The 16,812-nt window shown below is 71.3% G+C and carries 18 protein-coding genes and 4 tRNA genes; 7 read left to right on the plus strand and 15 right to left on the minus strand.

Annotation, left to right across the window (positions count from 1 at the left end):
- Window positions 1–23: 23 nt before the first annotated feature.
- From rplA to ACIPM1_RS22185, 5 genes are all read right to left on the minus strand, one after another.
- The gene (rplA, locus tag ACIPM1_RS22165) at window positions 24–749 is read right to left on the minus strand and encodes a 50S ribosomal protein L1 (protein WP_356189354.1); all 726 of its coding nucleotides are present in this window, start codon (window positions 747–749) and stop codon (window positions 24–26) included.
- A 101-nt stretch (window positions 750–850) separates the two neighbouring features.
- The gene (rplK, locus tag ACIPM1_RS22170; RefSeq protein WP_033528316.1) at window positions 851–1,285 is read right to left on the minus strand and encodes a 50S ribosomal protein L11; all 435 of its coding nucleotides are present in this window, start codon (window positions 1,283–1,285) and stop codon (window positions 851–853) included.
- A 195-nt stretch (window positions 1,286–1,480) separates the two neighbouring features.
- Entirely contained in the window at window positions 1,481–2,332 is an 852-nt protein-coding gene (gene nusG, locus ACIPM1_RS22175; RefSeq protein ID WP_356189357.1) for a transcription termination/antitermination protein NusG, read from the minus strand.
- A gap of 81 nt (window positions 2,333–2,413) precedes the next feature.
- Window positions 2,414–2,695 carry a preprotein translocase subunit SecE gene (secE, locus tag ACIPM1_RS22180; RefSeq protein WP_356189359.1) on the minus strand — a complete coding sequence of 94 codons (282 nt, stop codon included), beginning with the start codon at window positions 2,693–2,695 and terminating at the stop codon, window positions 2,414–2,416.
- Between the two features lie 110 nt (window positions 2,696–2,805).
- Window positions 2,806–2,878: transfer RNA gene (locus ACIPM1_RS22185), tRNA-Trp, on the minus strand.
- 262 nt (window positions 2,879–3,140) lie between these two features.
- Between ACIPM1_RS22185 and ACIPM1_RS22190 the strand changes: the two genes are divergently transcribed.
- The gene (locus ACIPM1_RS22190) at window positions 3,141–4,367 is read left to right on the plus strand and encodes a pyridoxal phosphate-dependent aminotransferase (RefSeq protein WP_402437213.1); all 1,227 of its coding nucleotides are present in this window, start codon (window positions 3,141–3,143) and stop codon (window positions 4,365–4,367) included.
- A 139-nt stretch (window positions 4,368–4,506) separates the two neighbouring features.
- Entirely contained in the window at window positions 4,507–5,547 is a 1,041-nt protein-coding gene (locus tag ACIPM1_RS22195) for an adenosine deaminase (RefSeq protein WP_356189363.1), read from the plus strand.
- A gap of 98 nt (window positions 5,548–5,645) precedes the next feature.
- Here the strand turns inward: ACIPM1_RS22195 and ACIPM1_RS22200 are convergent, their stop codons facing one another.
- The 6 genes from ACIPM1_RS22200 to ACIPM1_RS22225 form a co-directional block, all read right to left on the minus strand.
- Window positions 5,646–6,701: a UDP-N-acetylmuramate dehydrogenase gene (locus ACIPM1_RS22200; RefSeq protein WP_402437215.1), complete on the minus strand. Its 1,056-nt coding sequence runs from the start codon at window positions 6,699–6,701 to the stop codon at window positions 5,646–5,648.
- A 148-nt stretch (window positions 6,702–6,849) separates the two neighbouring features.
- Complete coding sequence (locus tag ACIPM1_RS22205) at window positions 6,850–7,278, minus strand: MaoC family dehydratase (RefSeq protein ID WP_402437217.1); 429 nt, start codon at window positions 7,276–7,278, stop codon at window positions 6,850–6,852.
- A gap of 7 nt (window positions 7,279–7,285) precedes the next feature.
- Window positions 7,286–7,738: a MaoC family dehydratase N-terminal domain-containing protein gene (locus ACIPM1_RS22210; RefSeq protein ID WP_402437219.1), complete on the minus strand. Its 453-nt coding sequence runs from the start codon at window positions 7,736–7,738 to the stop codon at window positions 7,286–7,288.
- A gap of 129 nt (window positions 7,739–7,867) precedes the next feature.
- A complete protein-coding gene (rpmG, locus tag ACIPM1_RS22215) occupies window positions 7,868–8,032 on the minus strand; it encodes a 50S ribosomal protein L33 (protein ID WP_003948671.1) in 165 nt (54 codons plus the stop codon).
- An 89-nt stretch (window positions 8,033–8,121) separates the two neighbouring features.
- Window positions 8,122–8,194, minus strand: a tRNA-Met gene (locus tag ACIPM1_RS22220).
- Between the two features lie 46 nt (window positions 8,195–8,240).
- Window positions 8,241–8,313 (minus strand) — tRNA-Thr (locus ACIPM1_RS22225).
- A gap of 293 nt (window positions 8,314–8,606) precedes the next feature.
- Between ACIPM1_RS22225 and ACIPM1_RS22230 the strand changes: the two genes are divergently transcribed.
- Together ACIPM1_RS22230 and ACIPM1_RS22235 are read left to right on the plus strand one after the other, a co-directional pair.
- Window positions 8,607–9,890: an amidohydrolase family protein gene (locus ACIPM1_RS22230; RefSeq protein ID WP_402437221.1), complete on the plus strand. Its 1,284-nt coding sequence runs from the start codon at window positions 8,607–8,609 to the stop codon at window positions 9,888–9,890.
- Between the two features lie 135 nt (window positions 9,891–10,025).
- The gene (locus ACIPM1_RS22235) at window positions 10,026–10,682 is read left to right on the plus strand and encodes an SDR family oxidoreductase (RefSeq protein WP_402437223.1); all 657 of its coding nucleotides are present in this window, start codon (window positions 10,026–10,028) and stop codon (window positions 10,680–10,682) included.
- Window positions 10,683–10,844: 162 nt separating this feature from the next.
- On the opposite strand, the gene ACIPM1_RS22240 is transcribed toward ACIPM1_RS22235, so the two are convergent.
- Together ACIPM1_RS22240 and ACIPM1_RS22245 are read right to left on the minus strand one after the other, a co-directional pair.
- Complete coding sequence (locus tag ACIPM1_RS22240) at window positions 10,845–11,057, minus strand: hypothetical protein (RefSeq protein WP_402437225.1); 213 nt, start codon at window positions 11,055–11,057, stop codon at window positions 10,845–10,847.
- A 202-nt stretch (window positions 11,058–11,259) separates the two neighbouring features.
- Window positions 11,260–12,717, minus strand: coding sequence for an FG-GAP-like repeat-containing protein (locus tag ACIPM1_RS22245; RefSeq protein WP_402437227.1), 1,458 nt, complete (start codon window positions 12,715–12,717; stop codon window positions 11,260–11,262).
- Window positions 12,718–13,066: 349 nt separating this feature from the next.
- On the opposite strand from ACIPM1_RS22245, the gene ACIPM1_RS22250 reads away from it, so the two are divergent.
- Entirely contained in the window at window positions 13,067–13,669 is a 603-nt protein-coding gene (locus ACIPM1_RS22250; RefSeq protein ID WP_402437229.1) for a cation transporter, read from the plus strand.
- Between the two features lie 355 nt (window positions 13,670–14,024).
- Here the strand turns inward: ACIPM1_RS22250 and ACIPM1_RS22255 are convergent.
- Window positions 14,025–14,106, minus strand: a tRNA-Tyr gene (locus ACIPM1_RS22255).
- 222 nt (window positions 14,107–14,328) lie between these two features.
- Here ACIPM1_RS22255 and ACIPM1_RS22260 point away from each other — a divergent pair.
- Window positions 14,329–14,817, plus strand: coding sequence for a YajQ family cyclic di-GMP-binding protein (locus tag ACIPM1_RS22260; protein ID WP_356189387.1), 489 nt, complete (start codon window positions 14,329–14,331; stop codon window positions 14,815–14,817).
- A 118-nt stretch (window positions 14,818–14,935) separates the two neighbouring features.
- On the opposite strand, the gene ACIPM1_RS22265 is transcribed toward ACIPM1_RS22260, so the two are convergent.
- A complete protein-coding gene (locus tag ACIPM1_RS22265) occupies window positions 14,936–15,202 on the minus strand; it encodes a GlsB/YeaQ/YmgE family stress response membrane protein (protein ID WP_356189389.1) in 267 nt (88 codons plus the stop codon).
- A gap of 229 nt (window positions 15,203–15,431) precedes the next feature.
- Between ACIPM1_RS22265 and ACIPM1_RS22270 the strand changes: the two genes are divergently transcribed.
- Window positions 15,432–16,685 (plus strand): APC family permease, encoded by a 1,254-nt coding sequence (locus ACIPM1_RS22270; RefSeq protein WP_402437232.1) that lies wholly within the window; start codon window positions 15,432–15,434, stop codon window positions 16,683–16,685.
- Window positions 16,686–16,812: the final 127 nt, after the last annotated feature.

The following is a 16,812-nucleotide window of genomic DNA, read 5'->3' on the forward strand; positions in this document are numbered from 1 at the left end:
GTCCGACTGGGCGAGCCTCAGGCTCAGACCGCGGCCGGGTCCTCCTCGACGAGGAGGTTGCGGGTGCGGTTCGAGTCGACCGGGATGCCGGGGCCCATCGTGGTGCTGATGGCGGCCTTCTTGATGTAGCGACCCTTGGCGGCGGACGGCTTCAGACGGAGGATCTCCTCCAGCGCGGCGCCGTAGTTCTCCACCAGCTTGCTGTCGTCGAACGACGTCTTGCCGATGATGAAGTGGAGGTTCGCGTGCTTGTCGACGCGGAACTCGATCTTGCCGCCCTTGATGTCGGTGACGGCCTTGGCCACGTCCGGGGTCACGGTGCCGGTCTTGGGGTTCGGCATGAGACCACGGGGACCGAGCACGCGGCCGAGGCGGCCGACCTTGCCCATGAGGTCCGGGGTGGCGACGACGGCGTCGAAGTCCAGACGGCCCTTCGCCACCTCGTCGATCAGTTCGTCGGAGCCGACGATGTCGGCGCCCGCGGCCTCCGCGGCCGCAGCACGGTCACCGGTCGCGAAGACCAGGACCCGGGCGGTCTTGCCGGTGCCGTGCGGCAGGTTCACGGTGCCACGGACCATCTGGTCGGCCTTGCGCGGGTCGACACCCAGACGGAAGGCGACCTCGACGGTGCCGTCGAACTTGGTCGTGGAGGTCTCCTTGGCGAGACGGACAGCCTCGAGCGGGGCGTACAGCTTCTCCCGGTCGATCTTGCTGTCCGCAGCCTTGAGAGCCTTGCTGCGCTTGCTCACTACTGCTCCTGTGTGTTCTGAAAGGAGTCGTGGTACGGGCCGAGCAGGCCCTTCCACGTGCGACAGCGTCGCTGCCGCCGGATGTTCTGCGAAGGTGGGGCTCAGCCCTCGACCGTGACGCCCATGGAACGGGCGGTGCCGGCGATGATCTTCGCGGCGGCGTCCAGGTCGTTGGCGTTGAGGTCGGGCATCTTCGTCGTGGCGATCTCGCGGACCTGCGCCTCGGTGATCTTGGCGACCTTGGTCTTGTGCGGCTCGCCGGAGCCCTTCTCGATGCCCGCGGCCTTGAGGATCATCTTGGCGGCCGGCGGAGTCTTGGTCACGAAGGTGAAGGAACGGTCCTCGTAGACCGTGATCTCCACCGGGATGACCCAGCCACGCTGCGACTCGGTCGCGGCGTTGTAGGCCTTGCAGAACTCCATGATGTTGACGCCGTGCTGACCCAGCGCCGGGCCGACCGGCGGGGCCGGGTTGGCCGCGCCGGCCTGGATCTGGAGCTTGATGAGCCCCGTGACCTTCTTCTTCTTGGGAGGCATAGCTCTCTCCGGGTCCTTAGTGAGAGTGGTCCGCCGCCGTCCGGGACATGATCAGGGCGTGATCGCCCGGATCATCCGGATGGAGGCATACCGCACAACGATAACGGGTATGGATGCGCGGCCAAAAACCGAGCAGGTCAGACCGGCATTCGCAGCCCGTCTGACCTGGTCGGAAGTGCTCGGTCCGGAAGAACCTCAGTTCTTCTGGATCTGGTCGAAGGAGAGCTCGACCGGCGTCTCGCGGCCGAAGATCTCCACCAGGCCCTTGACCTTCTTCGAGTCGGGGTTGATCTCGTTGATGGTCGCCTGGAGCGTGGCGAACGGGCCGTCGGTGACGGTGACCGAGTCGCCGACCTCGAAGTCCAGCACCTGGACCTCGACCTTGCGCTGCGGGGCCGGCTTGCCCTCGGCCTCGGCGGCCTCGCGGGCGGCCTTCTCCTCGGCCTCCGGGGCGAGCATCTTGACGATCTCGTCCAGGGACAGCGGGTACGGGTCGTAGGCGTTGCCGACGAAGCCGGTGACGCCCGGGGTGTTGCGGACGACGCCCCAGGACTCGTTCGTCAGGTCCATGCGGACGAGGACGTAACCGGGCAGCTTGTTCTGCCGGACGGTCTTGCGCTCGCCGTTCTTGATCTGGACGATCTCTTCCTCGGGCACCTCGGCCTGGTAGATGAAGTCCTCGACGTTGAGCGAGACGGCGCGCTGCTCCAGGTTGGCCTTCACGCGCTTCTCGTAGCCGGCGTAGGTGTGGATGACGTACCACTCGCCGGGCAGCACGCGCAGTTCCTGGCGGAGCTTCTCGACCGGGTCGAGCTCCTCCTCCGGCTCCTGCTCGGCGACTGCCTCCTCGGCGGCCTCGTCCTCGTCCACGACGTTGACGGCGGCCTCCTCGGCGGGCTCGCCCGCAGCGGCCTCGGCAGCCTCGGCCTCGTCGACCTCGTCCGCGCCCTCGATGATGTCGAGCTCGTCGTCCACGGACTCGACATCCACAGGCTCGACGGCTTCCCCGCGAGGCTCGGTGGCGTCGTTCAGGTTCGGGTCAGACACGGTGGCTGCTTCTTCCTGGATACATAGGGGTGGAACATGCGAAAACGGGCGCCGGGATCCACGGCGCCCTTCGCTCTTGGCTCAGCCGAAAACGTACTTGGCCGCGTGGTTGAGCCCATAGTCAATCACGGTCACCAGGGCGATCATGATGGCGACGAAGAAGATCACCACGGTCGTGTACGACGTGAGCTGGCCACGCGTGGGCCAGACGACCTTGCGCAGTTCCGCGATGATCTGGCGGTAGAAGAGGCCGAGGCGCTTCAGCGGGCCCTTCTTGCCCCGCTTGCCGCCCTTGCGCGCCTTCTTCTCCTGCAGCTCGTCCTGGGCATCAGGCGTGTCGATGGAGCCCACGGCGTCCGTCATTACGTCCTCACCTGATTCCGGGTCGTGGCCGTGCCGCGCCCGGTCGGAGCCGCACGGCGGTGCATTGCTGTACGTACATGCGCACACATCCCTGGCGAAGGTGTGTGTAGCAGGGCCGGAGGGACTTGAACCCCCAACCGCCGGTTTTGGAGACCGGTGCTCTACCAATTGAGCTACGACCCTCTGTGTGTCCCCCAACGTACCGCATCCGACCGGATGCTCGGTGTGCACCGGGTGCGGTTGCGGCTGCTGAAGGCCAACGAGGTGAGAGTGTACGTGGTTCGGGGCCGGTCGTCGAACAGAAAGCGCCCGTCGCGGGCCGCCCGGCGGAAGATCGCCCAGTCCGGTGCCCGGATCCGGACGGTTGTTCTGGGGTTCGACCCGTCCTGTTCAGTCTGTGAAACCCGCGTGCCGGGTGCGTTTCGGGTCTGAAACCATGGACGGCATGAGCGCTGCAACCCCTCCCACCGAGCGCCGGGTCTCCGCCCGAGTCGGCGCGATCTCCGAGTCCGCCACCCTCGCCGTGGACGCCAAGGCGAAGGCCCTGAAGGCCGCCGGGCGTCCGGTGATCGGCTTCGGCGCCGGTGAGCCCGACTTCCCGACGCCCGACTACATCGTCGAGGCCGCGATCGAGGCCTGCAAGAACCCGAAGTACCACCGGTACACCCCGGCCGGCGGTCTGCCCGAGCTGAAGTCCGCGATCGCCGCGAAGACGCTGCGCGACTCCGGCTGGGAGCCCGACGTCTCCCAGATCCTGGTGACCAACGGCGGCAAGCAGGCCATCTACGAGGCCTTCGCCGCGATCCTCGACCCGGGCGACGAGGTCATCGTGCCGGCGCCGTACTGGACGACGTACCCGGAGTCGATCCGCCTGGCCGGCGGCGTCCCGGTGGAGGTCGTCGCCGACGAGACCACCGGCTACCGCGTCAGCGTGGAGCAGCTGGAGGCCGCGCGCACGGAGAAGACCAAGGTCGTCCTCTTCGTGTCCCCGTCCAACCCGACCGGCGCGGTGTACTCCGAGGCCGAGACGGAGGCCGTGGGCCGCTGGGCCCTGGAGCACGGCCTGTGGGTGCTCACCGACGAGATCTACGAGCACCTGGTCTACGGCGACGCCGTCTCCGTGTCCCTGCCGGCGATCCTGCCCGAGCTGCGCGACAAGTGCGTCGTGGTCAACGGCGTCGCCAAGACGTACGCGATGACCGGCTGGCGCGTCGGCTGGGTCATCGGCCCGAAGGACGTCGTGAAGGCCGCGACGAACCTCCAGTCGCACGCCACCTCGAACGTGTCGAACGTCGCCCAGGCGGCGGCCCTGGCCGCGGTCTCCGGCGACCTGGAAGCGGTCGCGAAGATGCGCGAGGCCTTCGACCGGCGCCGCAGGACCATCGTGCGGATGCTCAACGAGATCGACGGCGTGGTCTGCCCCGAGCCGGAGGGCGCCTTCTACGCGTACCCGTCGGTGAAGGCCCTGATCGGCAAGGAGATCCGCGGCAAGCGCCCGCAGAACTCGGTCGAGCTCGCCGCGCTCATCCTGGAGGAGGCCGAGGTCGCGGTGGTCCCGGGCGAGGCCTTCGGCACGCCGGGCTACCTCCGGCTGTCGTACGCCCTCGGTGACGAGGACCTGGTGGAGGGCGTGAGCCGGCTCCAGAAGCTGCTGGCGGAGGCGCGGGACTGACGTCCGTCTCCTGGAAGGGAGGGGCAGCGGGAATCCACCCGCTGCCCCTCCCTTCGTTCGTGCCGTTCCTGCGTGCGAGCAAGACCACGAACGGGGAAACGGCTACCGGGAGCCCGGGAACGTACGGCAGGATCCTCGGATGGAGCGTGTACGTGATGTCTCTCAGCTGCCGAAAGCCCATCTGCACCTGCACTTCACCGGGTCGATGCGGCCCACCACCCTGCTGGAACTGGCCGACAAGTACGGGGTACGGCTGCCCGAGGCGCTGACCGAGGCGCTGTTCAGCGGGGAGCCGCCGAGACTGCGGGCGACGGACGAGCGGGGCTGGTTCCGCTTCCAGCGGCTGTACGACGCGGCGCGCTCGTGCCTGCGGGAGCCGGAGGACATCCGGCGGCTGGTCCGGGAGGCGGCCGAGGAGGACCTCAGCGACGGCTCGGGGTGGCTGGAGATCCAGGTGGACCCGACCTCGTACGCGCCGCGCCTGGGCGGGCTGATCCCGGCGCTGGAGATCATCCTGGACGCGGTGGAGGCGGCGTCGCGCGACACGGGCCTGGGCATGCGGGTCCTGGTGGCCGCCAACCGCATGAAGCACCCGCTGGACGCCCGCACGCTGGCCCGGCTCGCCGTGCGCTACCGGGACCGGGGCGTGGTGGGCTTCGGCCTCTCCAACGACGAACGGCGGGGCATGGCGCGGGACTTCGACCGCGCCTTCTCGATCGCCCGGGACGGCGGGCTGCTGTCGGCCCCGCACGGCGGCGAGCTGACCGGCCCGGCCTCGGTCCGCGACTGCCTGGACGACCTGAGCGCCCACCGGGTGGGCCATGGGGTGCGCGCGGCCGAGGACCCGCGGCTGCTGCGGCGCCTCGCCGAACGGGGCGTGACCTGCGAGGTCTGCCCCGCGTCGAACGTGGCGCTCGGCGTCTACGAGAAGCCCGAGGACGTCCCGCTGCGCACCCTGTTCGAGGCGGGCGTGCCGATGGCCCTGGGCGCGGACGACCCGCTGCTCTTCGGCTCCCGGCTGGCGGCCCAGTACGACATCGCCCGCCGGCACCACGGCTTCACGGACGAGCAGCTGGCCGAGCTGGCCCGGCAGTCGATCCGCGCCTCGGCGGCGCCGGAGGACATCCGGGCCAAGCTGCTGTCGGGCGTCGACGACTGGCTCGGCACACCTGCCGGCTGAGGCGGCCGGCTGAGGCGGGCGGAGAGCTCGGGCGGCCGCCCCGGGCGGGGGCTGCCGCACAGAGGCCGGCAGACCGAGGGCGGGCCGGCAGGCGGGTCCTAGAGGCTCACGCCCACCGTCACCGGCTCGTTGACCAGGGTGATGCCGAACGCCTCACGGACCCCGGTGACCACCTCACGGGCCAGCGCGAGGAGGTCCTCGGTGGTGGCCGCGCCGCGGTTGGTGAGGGCGAGGGTGTGCTTGGTGGAGATGCGGGCGGGTCCGGCGCCGTACCCCTTGGTGAAGCCCGCCTTGTCGATCAGCCAGGCCGCCGAGGTCTTGGTGCGGCCCTGGCCCGCCGGGTACGCGGGCGGCTCGACGCCGTCGCCCAGCCGCTCCCCCACACGGGCGCGGAAGGCGTCGAACTCGGCGTCCGTGAGGATCGGGTTGGTGAAGAAGGACCCGGCCGACCAGGTGTCGTGGTCCTCGGGGTCCAGCACCATGCCCTTCCCGGCGCGCAGCTTCAGCACGGTCTCGCGCGCGGTGGCGAGCGGCACCCGGTCGCCCGGCTCCACGCCGAGCGCGCGGGCCGTCTCGGCGTACCTGAGAGGCGCGGACAGCCCGTCCGCGTCCTCCAGCAGGAAGCGGACGCGCAGCACCACGTACCGCTCGGGGTCGGCCTTGAAGCGGCTGTGGCGGTAGGAGAACGCGCACTCCTCGTTGGTGAGGGTCACCGTCTCGCCGGCCCGGCGGTCGTAGGCGACGACCTCGGTGATGGTGGCGGAGACCTCCTGGCCGTACGCCCCGACGTTCTGGATCGGGGTCGCGCCGGCCGAGCCCGGGATGCCGGACAGGCACTCGACGCCCGCGAGTCCGGCCTCGACGGTGCGGGCGACGGCGTCGGCCCACACCTCGCCGGCGGCGAGCTCCAGCGTCGTGCCGGTCAGCTTGAAGCCGGTGGTGGCGATGCGCAGGGCGGTGCCGTCGAAGCCCTTGTCGCCGATGACCAGGTTGGAACCGCCGCCGATGACCAGCAGCGGGACACCGGCGGCGTCGGCCTCGCGGACGGCGTCGATCACCTCGGCGTCGGTCGTCGCGGTGATCAGCCGGGTCGCGGGGCCGCCCAGCCGGAAGGTGGTCAGCGGGGCCAGGGGCGCGTCGTGGAGTTCCTGCACGCGCCCAAGACTACGAGACGGCGTCGACGGCGTCGCTCCCCGGCGCCCGCCGGGGGACCTGCCGCCCCGGGCGAGCCGTACGGCCCCCGGGCCGGCCGTACGACCGCCTCGGGCGAGTCCGTACGACGGCCCGAGCCGTACGACCGTCTCAGGCGAGCCGCACCACGGCCCGCGACATGCCCAGCACCTTCTGGCCGCCGCTGGTGGCCGTCAGGTCCACGCGCACGGTGTTGTCGTCGAGCTTGGCCGCCACCTTGCCGCTGACCTCGATCGTGGCGCCCTTGTCGTCGTCCGGGACGACGACGGGCTTGGTGAAGCGGACGCCGTACTCGACGACCGCGCCCGGGTCGCCCGTCCAGTCGGTGACCACGCGGATCGCCTCGGCCATGGTGAACATGCCGTGCGCGATGACGTCCGGCAGCCCGACCTCCTTGGCGAACCGCTCGTTCCAGTGGATCGGGTTGAAGTCCCCGGAGGCGCCCGCGTACTGGACGAGGGTGGCGCGGGTCACGGGGAAGGTCCGCGCCGGCAGCTCGGTGCCGACCTCGACGTCGGCGTACGAAATCTTCGCCGTCATGGGTTGCTCACGCCTCCTCGGCCGCGCGGGCCACGAGCTTGGTCCAGGCGGTCACGACGTGCTCGCCCGCCTCGTCGTGCACCTCGCCCCGGATGTCCAGGATGTCGTTGCCGGCCAGCGACTTGATCGCCTCGATGGTGGAGGTGACCGCGAGGCGGTCACCGGCGCGCACGGGGCGGGTGTAGGCGAACTTCTGGTCGCCGTGCACCACGCGGCTGTAGTCGAGGCCGAGCTGCGGGTCCTCGACGACCTGTCCCGCGGCCTTGAACGTGATGGCGAACACGAAGGTGGGCGGGGCGATCACGTCGGGGTGGCCGAGCGCCCGGGCGGCCTGCGGGTCCGTGTAGGCCGGGTTGGCGTCCCCCACGGCCTCCGCGAACTCCCGGATCTTCTCCCGGCCCACCTCGTAGGGGGCGGTGGGCGGGTAGGACCGCCCCACGAAGGACTGGTCGAGCGCCATGGGCTCGGCACCTCCTGATGTCACGTGCGGTTGAACGGGATGGATCGGGATGGATCAGAGTGGAACAGGATGAGAAAACACCATGAGGCCGCCCCCGCATGCGGGGGCGGCCTCATGGATGAGCCTGATTTATCGCGTCTCGCGGTGCGCGGTGTGCGCGTTGCAACGCGGGCAGTGCTTCTTCATCTCAAGACGGTCCGGGTTGTTACGCCGGTTCTTCTTGGTGATGTAGTTCCGCTCCTTGCACTCCACGCAGGCCAGCGTGATCTTCGGGCGGACGTCGGTGGCAGCCACGTGAGTGCTCCTTGACGAACGGATGGATTATTTCAACGCAAGAAAGAGTAGCCGATCGAAGGACCGACCCCGCAATCGGCTACTGTCAGTAGCGGTGACCGGACTTGAACCGGTGACACAGCGATTATGAGCCGCTTGCTCTACCGACTGAGCTACACCGCTGCGATGCGATCGGGCCCCGCCTCGCGGCGGGTACCTCTCACATCAGAGCCCCAAAACGGAATCGAACCGTTGACCTTCTCCTTACCATGGAGACGCTCTGCCGACTGAGCTATTGGGGCGAGCGAGGAAGACATTACACGGTCGGTGGCCGTTCGCCCAAATCCGTTTCGGGGTACCTGTCCGACGCCGTCACCCGCCCCTCCCGCCCGCCGTCCGGGCTCCGTCGACCCCCGGGCCACACCGGTACGACTATTGCGCTCCTCCCGCTTCCCGGAGGGGAGCCACCCTAGGCTCGACTCACTCTGCGTGATCTTGCGTCCGCCGGCACGGCCACGCGTCCGAGCACCAGACCACCCGGAGAGCCGCCGCACGACACCTGACACCTCACCTGCCACCTCGTACCTGGAGCGCGATGCCCGACAGAGAGCCGCAGCCGCCCGACTCGTCCTCCTCGTCCGGTTCCTGCGGGCGGCCCGACCCGGGCGGCCTGCTGCTGTGCGGGGCGCGGCTGACCGACGGGCGGACCGTGGACGTACGGCTGGCCGGCGGGCGCATCGAGGCGGTCGGCACGGCCGGCAGCCTCGGCACGGGCGGCGGCCGTGCCGCGGACGCGGCGCGCGGCGGCGTGCCCCGTGTGGACCTCGACGGCTACCTGCTCCTGCCGGCCCCGGCCGAGCCCCACGCGCACGGCGACACGGCGCTGACCGCCGACAGCGGCGGCCCGGTCTCGGACGACCCGGAGGACGTCCAGCGCCGCGCCACCGAGGCGGCGCTGCTGCAACTGGGCCACGGTGCGACCGCGCTGCGCTCGCACGTGCGGGTGGGCGACGTCCAGGGACTGGGCGCCCTGACCGCCGTCCTGCGCGCGCGGCGGGCCCTGCGCGGGCTCACCGAGCTGACGACGGTGGCGGTCCCCCGCGTACTGACCGGGACGGCCGGCGCGGACGGGCTGGCGGTGCTGCGGGACGCGCTGAAGATGGGCGCGTGCGTGGTCGGCGGCTGCCCCGACGTGGACCCCGATCCCACCGGCTACGTCGAGGCGGTCCTCGAGGTCGCCTCCGAGCACGGCTGCCCCGTGGACCTGCACACCGACGGCACCGACCCGGCCCGCCTGGCCCGCATCGCGGCGATGGCGGGCGGGTTGCGCCCCGGGGTGACGCTCGGTCCGTGCGGCGGCCTCGCGCGCCTGCCCGCCGAGGTGGCCTCGCGCACCGCCGACCAGCTCGCCGCGGCCGGCGTGTCGGTGGTGTGCCTGCCGCAGGGCGGCTGCGGGGCCGCCGAGGGCCGCGGGACGGCTCCGGTACGGCTGCTGCGGGCGGCCGGGGTCCGGGTGGCCGCCGGCAGCGGCGCCCTGCGGGACGTGGCCAACCCGGTGGGACGCGGGGACCCCCTGGAGGCGGCCTACCTGCTGGCCTCCCGCTACGGGCTGCGCCCCGAGGACGCCTACGACACGGTGAGCGCGGCGGCCCGCGCGGTGCTCGGCCTGCCCGAGGTACGGGTGGAGGCCGGCTTCCCCGCCGAACTGCTCGCGGTGCGCGGCGACCGGCTGGCGGGCGCGCTCTCCCTCGCGTACAGCCGCATCGTGGTGCACCGGGGGCGCGTGGTGGCCCGGACCAGCGCGGTACGCGAGTTCTGCGACTCGGCGACGACGGTGGAGCTGGGGCTGCCGCGGCAGGGGCGGGGGGAGTTGTCGTAGAGGGGTCGGCGTCGTGGCGAGCGTCCCGGGAGCGTCCCCGGCGGGGCGTCGGGTGCCCGTGGGGTGCGACGGCGGTACCGGGGTGGGGCCGAAGTCGTGCGGCGAATGCGGCCGTCCGGGCGTACGGTCGGAAACATGCGCATAGTCATCGCTGGGGGTCATGGACAGATCGCGCTGCGGCTGGAGCGGTTGCTCGCCGCGCGCGGGGACGAGGCCGCGGGCATCATCCGCCGTGCCGAGCAGGGCGACGACCTGCGGGCGGCCGGTGCCGAACCGATCGTGCTCGACCTGGAGTCGGCGTCGGTCGAGGAGGTCGCGGAGCGGCTGCGGGGCGCGGACGCGGCGGTGTTCGCGGCGGGCGCGGGCCCGGGCAGCGGCGCGGACCGCAAGGCCACCGTGGACAAGGGCGCGGCCATCCTGTTCGCGGACGCGGCGGTCCGGGCCGGCGTACGGCGGCACGTGGTCGTGTCGTCGATGGGCGCGGACGCGGGGCACCAGGGCGACGAGGTCTTCGACGCCTACCTGCGTGCCAAGGGGGAGGCGGACGACCACGTCCGCGGCCTGCGGGACCTGGACTGGACGATCCTGCGGCCCGGCGCGCTGACGAACGACGCCGGCACCGGTCTCGTGCGCCTGGAGGCCCACACCGGCCGCGGCCCGATCCCGCGCGACGACGTGGCCGCCGTGCTGGCCGAGCTGGTGGACACCCCGGCGACGACCGGCCTGACCCTGGAACTGGTCGGCGGGTCGACGCCGGTGTCGGTGGCGGTGAAGTCCGTGGCGGGCAACTGACGTTGACGGCGTCGGTGAAGTGCGTGGCGCGCGACTGACGTGGGCGCCCGTCGGTGAAGTCCGGGGCGGTCGACCGAGGTCGGCGGCGGAGGGGGCGCGAGGGCACGGCGCGGGACGGCGGGGCCGCCCGCCCGCGCGCACCGGCACCCGTTCGCGCGCTCGCTAGAACAACGGCAACTGCCCGGGGAAGTCGGGAACGACGTACCCGTCCAACGAAGGCTGCTCCGCCCCGGGTTGCGCCGTGCGGCGCGACCCGGGGCAGGACGTCAGCTCCCCGTTCCCCCGCGCCCCGGGCGGGTCGTGCCGCGCGAACCGTCCTGCGACGACGGCGATCTCACGACGGCACTCGGGACAGGACCTGCGACGGGGCGACATGGCTCCAGTGTGCCGCCCGGCACCGACATCGCCACCGGGGACGAGGCGGCGCCGGGACGAAGCCGTACCGGGACGGGCCGATTCCGTACGGAGCGGTCGCCGGGGCGGAGTCGGTACGCAGCGGTCGCCGGAGCGGAGTCGGTGCAGAGCAGCGCCGGGGCGGAACGGTCGCCGGTACGGAGCAGCGCCGGAGCGGAGCCGATCAGCCGGCCATGATGCTGCCGAACTCGGGGCGGCCGCTGGTGGAGACGCCGACGTTGGACGGGCCGAAGGAGACCGCGCCGCCGGTGCCGATCTTCCCGCCGTCGGAGAGCAGGCCGACGACGCTGCCGTTCCAGTCGTTCTCGCCGTTGGCGCCCACGGTCAGGTCGGCCTTGTGGTCGCCGTTGACGTCGGACAGGAAGACCTCGCCGCCGAAGTTGTCGGACGCCTCGTTGCCGCCGGGTACGCCGGTGGTGTTCTGGTGGAAGTACTGGCTGCCGGTGGTGGTGACGCCGGAGGCGGACCCGTAGAGGACGGTGACCGCGCCGGCGTCGGTCACCGAGGTGGTGCCGGTGGTGATGTTCTCGGCGGGCGCGCCGACGGCGATGTCGTCGTAGCCGTCGCCGTTGATGTCGCCGGTGGAGACCTCCCAGCCGAAGGCGTCGCCGGTCTCCGGGTCGCTGGGGACGCCGGAGGTGCCCTGGCTGATGGAGACGGTCGAGTAGCCGCTGTAGTTGTTGCCGTAGATGACGTTGATCTTGCCGCCCTTGGTGGCGCCGGAGATGCCGTCGTCCCAGGTCTCGCCGATGACGATGTCGTCCTTGCCGTCGCCGTTGAGGTCCCCGGTGGCGGTGATGAAGCCGGGCGCCAGGTTCTCCTCGGAGCCGCCCTCCAGCTTGGTGCCGGTGGGCGAGGCGTAGATGAGGATGTTGGTGTCGTACTGGGTGGAGGAGTCGTAGCCGTTGACGATCAGGTCGTCCCCGCCGCCGCCGTTGAAGTCGGCGGTGACCAGGTGCAGGGCTCCGGCGCCGCTTCCGCTGATGATGTTGAACGGGTAGTAGTAGCTGCCGCCCGTGCCGCCGGACTTGGTGAAGCCGCCCCTGAAGATCCACACCTTGGCGGAGGTGCCGCCGGCCGCCAGGTCCGTCTTGCCGTCGGGGTCGAAGTCACCGGCCGCCAGGGACTGCCCGAACTTGTCCTGGCCCGTGGGGTTCGGGTCGGTGACCGTGGTGGCGCCGGAGAGGCCGGACGCGGAGCCCCAGACGATGGCGACGGTGCCGCCGTCGGTGTCGCTTCCGACGTCCTCTCCGGGGGTGCCCACGGCGAGGTCGGCGTAGCCGTCGCCGTTGAAGTCACCTGCCGCGGTGGCCCGGCCGAAGAAGTCGTTCGTCTCCGCGGCACCGGGTACGCCGGTGGAGTCCTGGCTGATGAGCGTGCGGCTGGTGGCCTTCAGGCCGCTCGCCGATCCGTACATCACGGCGATCTGGCCCGCGTTGGACTTGCCGCTGACGGTGGCGTAGGGGGCGGACACGGCGACGTCGCGGTAGCCGTCCCCGTTGAAGTCGCCCTGCAGGCCGGAGCCTGCCGCGGATGCGGTGCCGGCGGCCGCCGTCAGCAGGCTGCCGGTGAGGGCCGCGGCCGCGGCCGTCGCCAGGGCGAGACGTATACGTGTGTGCATGCGGGCGTTCTCCAGTGCATGCGGGGGCACCGGACGGCGCCCCGAGCCATTGGGAGTGCCACGCGGTCCCCGCCCGCCCGAGGTCTACTGATTCCTCGTCGGTGCTCGCTCGCGACCCGGAACAGCGATGGCGTATCCCAGACCACCGGGACGGGGCTGTGGTTGCCCACGAGCCGCGAGTTTCCCCGGTCCCTTCGCCGCACCCCACGGAGCCGCGATGTCCCGCTGCCCCCGTGCGCCGTGCCCCCGGCACGGAACGAGATGCCCAAGACCTGCCGCGGCGGCTCCCCCCGATCGCGCTGTCACGCCCCGGACGTCATGTACGGGGTGGACGTAGGAGACTGGCCCGGTGACCAACACTCTTGAGGAGACCAGCCGCGCCACTCTGATCCGCCGCGGCTTCGCCCTGGAGTACACCACCCTGGGATGGAACGTTGCCGGCATCGTCGTACTGGCGACCGCCGCGATCTCCGCCCGGTCGGTGGCCCTGGCCGGATTCGGCCTGGACTCCCTGATCGAGATCGGCGCCTCGACCGTGGTGATCTGGGAGCTCTCCGGCACCGGTGAGGAACGCCGGCGCCGCGGCCTGAAGCTGATCGGCGTCGGGTTCGCCGCCCTCGCCCTGTATCTTCTGGTCCAGTCGACCTGGACCCTCGCCGGCGGCTTCGAGCCGCACCACTCCCCGCTCGGCATCGGCTGGACCGCACTCACCGCGGCCGTCATGTTCGCCCTCGCCGCAGGCAAGGCCCGCACCGGAGCCGCCCTCGGCAACCCTGTTCTGAAGACCGAGGGCCGCGTCACCCTCATCGACGGCCTCCTGGCCACCGCCGTCCTGCTCGGGCTGCTCCTCAACACCACCCTCGGCTGGTGGTGGGCGGACCCCGCCGCAGGCTACGTCCTGGTCTACTACGCCGTCCGTGAGGTGCGGGAGATCTTCTCCGCCGACCACTGAATCTCGGGCAGGACCCGGAGCGCTGACGCCGCTCCAGGGAGTCGTACGCGCCGGCAACGGCTGACCCGATGACAGCGGGTCCCATGAGGTCCCACCGCCCATATGATCTTCGCCACGGGAAGTGTCCCTGGGGCTCAGCTCGGGAGTGGACCCGCTGGAGTGCGCACGGAGGGCCGGCCACAGCAGCATCGCGGTGCTCTTTCACGGGTACGCCAAGTGATGGCGCATCCCCCACTGCCGCGCGAACCAGCGGATCGAGGCTGCGTAGCGAGAGCCTGTCGAGCATCGACGCCGGAAAACGAAGAGACCCCCTCCGCTCTGCGTTTCCGCAGTTCGGAGGGGGTCTTTCTCAGCGTGGCGGCGCCAGGATTCGAACCTGGGAAGGCTGAGCCGGCAGATTTACAGTCTGCTCCCTTTGGCCGCTCGGGCACACCGCCGGGGTTGCTGCCGTTCGCACCACTTTTCGGCGGTGCTCCCTGGCAACGACGTAAACAATACCCGATACGCAGGGGTGCTCCGCCACCCGATTGATCGGCGCCGCGGGGGCAGCGGGTGACTAGGCTTGTCCGGATGCGGCCCGGCTCTCATGCCGGGCTCGGCGGCCACCCCCACGCCCGCCGGCACGCACCCGACACGCACCCCAGAAGGAGCCACAGGACATGGCCGACTCCAGTTTCGACATCGTCTCGAAGGTCGAGCGGCAGGAGGTCGACAACGCCCTCAACCAGACCGCCAAGGAGATCTCGCAGCGCTACGACTTCAAGGGTGTGGGCGCCTCGATCTCGTGGTCCGGTGACAAGATCCTCATGGAGGCGAACTCCGAGGACCGGGTGAAGGCTGTCCTCGACGTCTTCCAGTCCAAGCTGATCAAGCGCGGCATCTCGCTGAAGGCCCTGGACGCCGGTGAGCCCCAGCTCTCCGGCAAGGAGTACAAGCTCTTCGCGTCGATCGAGGAAGGCATCTCCCAGGACAACGCCAAGAAGGTGGCGAAGATCATCCGCGACGAGGGCCCCAAGGGCGTGAAGGCCCAGGTCCAGGGCGAGGAGCTGCGCGTCAGCTCCAAGAGCCGTGACGACCTCCAGGCCGTGATCGCCCTGCTGAAGGGCAAGGACTTCGACTTCGCGCTGCAGTTCGTGAACTACCGGTAGCCGGTGGCACGAGCCGTCGACGGTCCGAAACGGTGGTCCGGCGGTTCCCTGTAGTGCGGGAAGGGTGGGCACCCGAGGGTGCCCACCCTTCCGTCTTCGCTGCGTCTCGGGTACGGCCTCAGTCGCGCGAGTTGCCGAAAAGGATGCGGTAGGCGATCAGCAGCACGAGGGAGCCGCCGATGGCCGCGGCCCAGGTGGCGCCGTCGTAGAAGTGCTTGCTGACGGGGTGGTCCAGCCAGCGGGCCGAGATCCAGCCGCCGATGAACGCGCCCGCGATGCCGATGAGGGTCGTGCCGATGAAGCCGCCCGGGTCGCGGCCCGGCAGCAGAAACTTCGCGATGGCTCCGGCCAACAGCCCGAGGATGATCCAACTGATGATGCCCATGCCCTGAACCTGCCCTTCCACGCTGTGTCCGCACCGTCCCGGCGTTGTGGAATCGGTTAGGACGGACTGTGCCCACGGGCCGTGCGTCGTTCTCGTCCTCGTCGTGCCCGACCGGTGCTGGTCGTGGCGTCTGCCACACGCGGTCGGCCACACGTGTGTTCGTGCCGCGTTGATGGAGGGGACGTCAGGGCGACACTCTCCGGTTGCGTCGATCAGTAAGGTGCGGCCCATGACACCGCCCGCTTCCACCACCGGACTGCGACGCACCCTGGGGCTCGAGGACGCCGTGGTCATCGGCCTCGGCTCGATGATCGGGGCGGGGATCTTCGCCGCTCTGGGCCCGGCGGCGCGCGCGGCCGGATCCGGTCTGCTGGTCGGCCTCGGGGTCGCCGCCGTGGTCGCCTACTGCAACGCCATGTCGTCGGCACGGCTCGCCGCCCGGTACCCGGCGTCGGGCGGCACATATGTGTACGGCCGTGAACGCCTCGGCGTGTTCTGGGGATACCTCGCGGGCTGGGCGTTCGTGGTGGGGAAGACGGCCTCCTGTGCGGCGATGGCGCTCACCGTGGGGGCGTACGTCTGGCCGGAGCAGGCGCACGCCGTGGCGGTCGCGGCGGTGATCGCGCTCACGGCGGTGAACTACGGCGGCATCCAGAAGTCCGCGTGGCTGACGCGGGCGATCGTGGCGGTGGTCCTGGCGGTCCTCGCTTCCGTGGTGGTCGTGTGTCTGGGCTCCGGCGCCGCCGACGCCGAACGGCTCGCCATCGGCGACTCCGGTGGCGCGGGCGGCGTACTGCAGGCAGCCGGGCTGCTGTTCTTCGCCTTCGCCGGGTACGCCCGGATCGCGACCCTCGGCGAAGAGGTACGGGATCCGGCGCGCACCATCCCCCGCGCGATCCCGCTCGCTCTCGGTGTCGCGCTCGCCGTGTACACGTGCGTGGCGGTCGCCACCCTTTCCGTGCTCGGGCCAGGTGGGCTCGGGAGCGCGAGCGCGCCGCTGGCCGACGCGGTGCGCGCGGCCGGAGCGCTGGGGATGGTCCCGGTGGTGCGGGTGGGGGCCGCCGTGGCGGCGCTGGGGTCGCTGCTTGCGCTGATCCTGGGCGTCTCGCGCACCACGCTGGCCATGGCCCGGGACGGGCACCTGCCCCGGCCCCTGGCCGGCGTGCATCCGCGTTTCCAGGTGCCGCACCGGGCGGAGTTGGCGGTGGGTGCGGTGGTCGCGGTCGTGGCCGCCACGGTGGACGTCCGGGGCGCGATCGGTTTCTCCTCCTTCGGTGTGCTGGCCTACTACGCGGTGGCCAACGCCTCCGCCTGGACCCTGGACGCCGCTCCGGTCCGGCGGGTCGTGCCGACGCTGGGTCTGGCCGGGTGCGTGGTGCTGGCGTTCGCGTTGCCGTGGGTCTCGGTGGTCGTGGGCGCGGCGGTGCTGGCGGTGGGCGTGGCCGCGTACGGCGTACGGCGGTTGGTGACGGCGGCGCCGTAGACGGAGGTGGGTGCGGGTGCGGGTGCAGTGACCCCCACCTCGGGCGCGCGAGTCCTGGCGCGGTGGTCCCGTGCCCTGGCGCGCCGGTCCGGGCGCGCTGGCCGTGCGCTCGGGTGTCGGTGCCGCG

This window comes from Streptomyces sp. NPDC086766 (genome assembly GCF_044746005.1).
Classification (GTDB): Bacteria; Actinomycetota; Actinomycetes; order Streptomycetales; family Streptomycetaceae; genus Streptomyces.

Bases quoted from the DNA above. Each gene is read 5' to 3' on its own strand.
- ACIPM1_RS22205 (WP_402437217.1), bottom strand. From the start codon at position 7,278: ATGACGGCGAAGATTTCGTACGCCGACGTCGAGGTCGGCACCGAGCTG.
- rplK (WP_033528316.1), bottom strand. From the start codon at position 1,285: ATGCCTCCCAAGAAGAAGAAGGTCACGGGGCTCATCAAGCTCCAGATC.
- ACIPM1_RS22265 (WP_356189389.1), bottom strand. From the start codon at position 15,202: ATGGGCATCATCAGTTGGATCATCCTCGGGCTGTTGGCCGGAGCCATC.
- ACIPM1_RS22235 (WP_402437223.1), top strand. From the start codon at position 10,026: ATGCGCATAGTCATCGCTGGGGGTCATGGACAGATCGCGCTGCGGCTG.
- ACIPM1_RS22190 (WP_402437213.1), top strand. From the start codon at position 3,141: ATGAGCGCTGCAACCCCTCCCACCGAGCGCCGGGTCTCCGCCCGAGTC.
- ACIPM1_RS22260 (WP_356189387.1), top strand. From the start codon at position 14,329: ATGGCCGACTCCAGTTTCGACATCGTCTCGAAGGTCGAGCGGCAGGAG.
- ACIPM1_RS22240 (WP_402437225.1), bottom strand. From the start codon at position 11,057: ATGTCGCCCCGTCGCAGGTCCTGTCCCGAGTGCCGTCGTGAGATCGCC.
- ACIPM1_RS22210 (WP_402437219.1), bottom strand. From the start codon at position 7,738: ATGGCGCTCGACCAGTCCTTCGTGGGGCGGTCCTACCCGCCCACCGCC.
- ACIPM1_RS22230 (WP_402437221.1), top strand. From the start codon at position 8,607: ATGCCCGACAGAGAGCCGCAGCCGCCCGACTCGTCCTCCTCGTCCGGT.
- ACIPM1_RS22195 (WP_356189363.1), top strand. From the start codon at position 4,507: ATGGAGCGTGTACGTGATGTCTCTCAGCTGCCGAAAGCCCATCTGCAC.
- ACIPM1_RS22270 (WP_402437232.1), top strand. From the start codon at position 15,432: ATGACACCGCCCGCTTCCACCACCGGACTGCGACGCACCCTGGGGCTC.
- secE (WP_356189359.1), bottom strand. From the start codon at position 2,695: ATGACGGACGCCGTGGGCTCCATCGACACGCCTGATGCCCAGGACGAG.
- ACIPM1_RS22245 (WP_402437227.1), bottom strand. From the start codon at position 12,717: ATGCACACACGTATACGTCTCGCCCTGGCGACGGCCGCGGCCGCGGCC.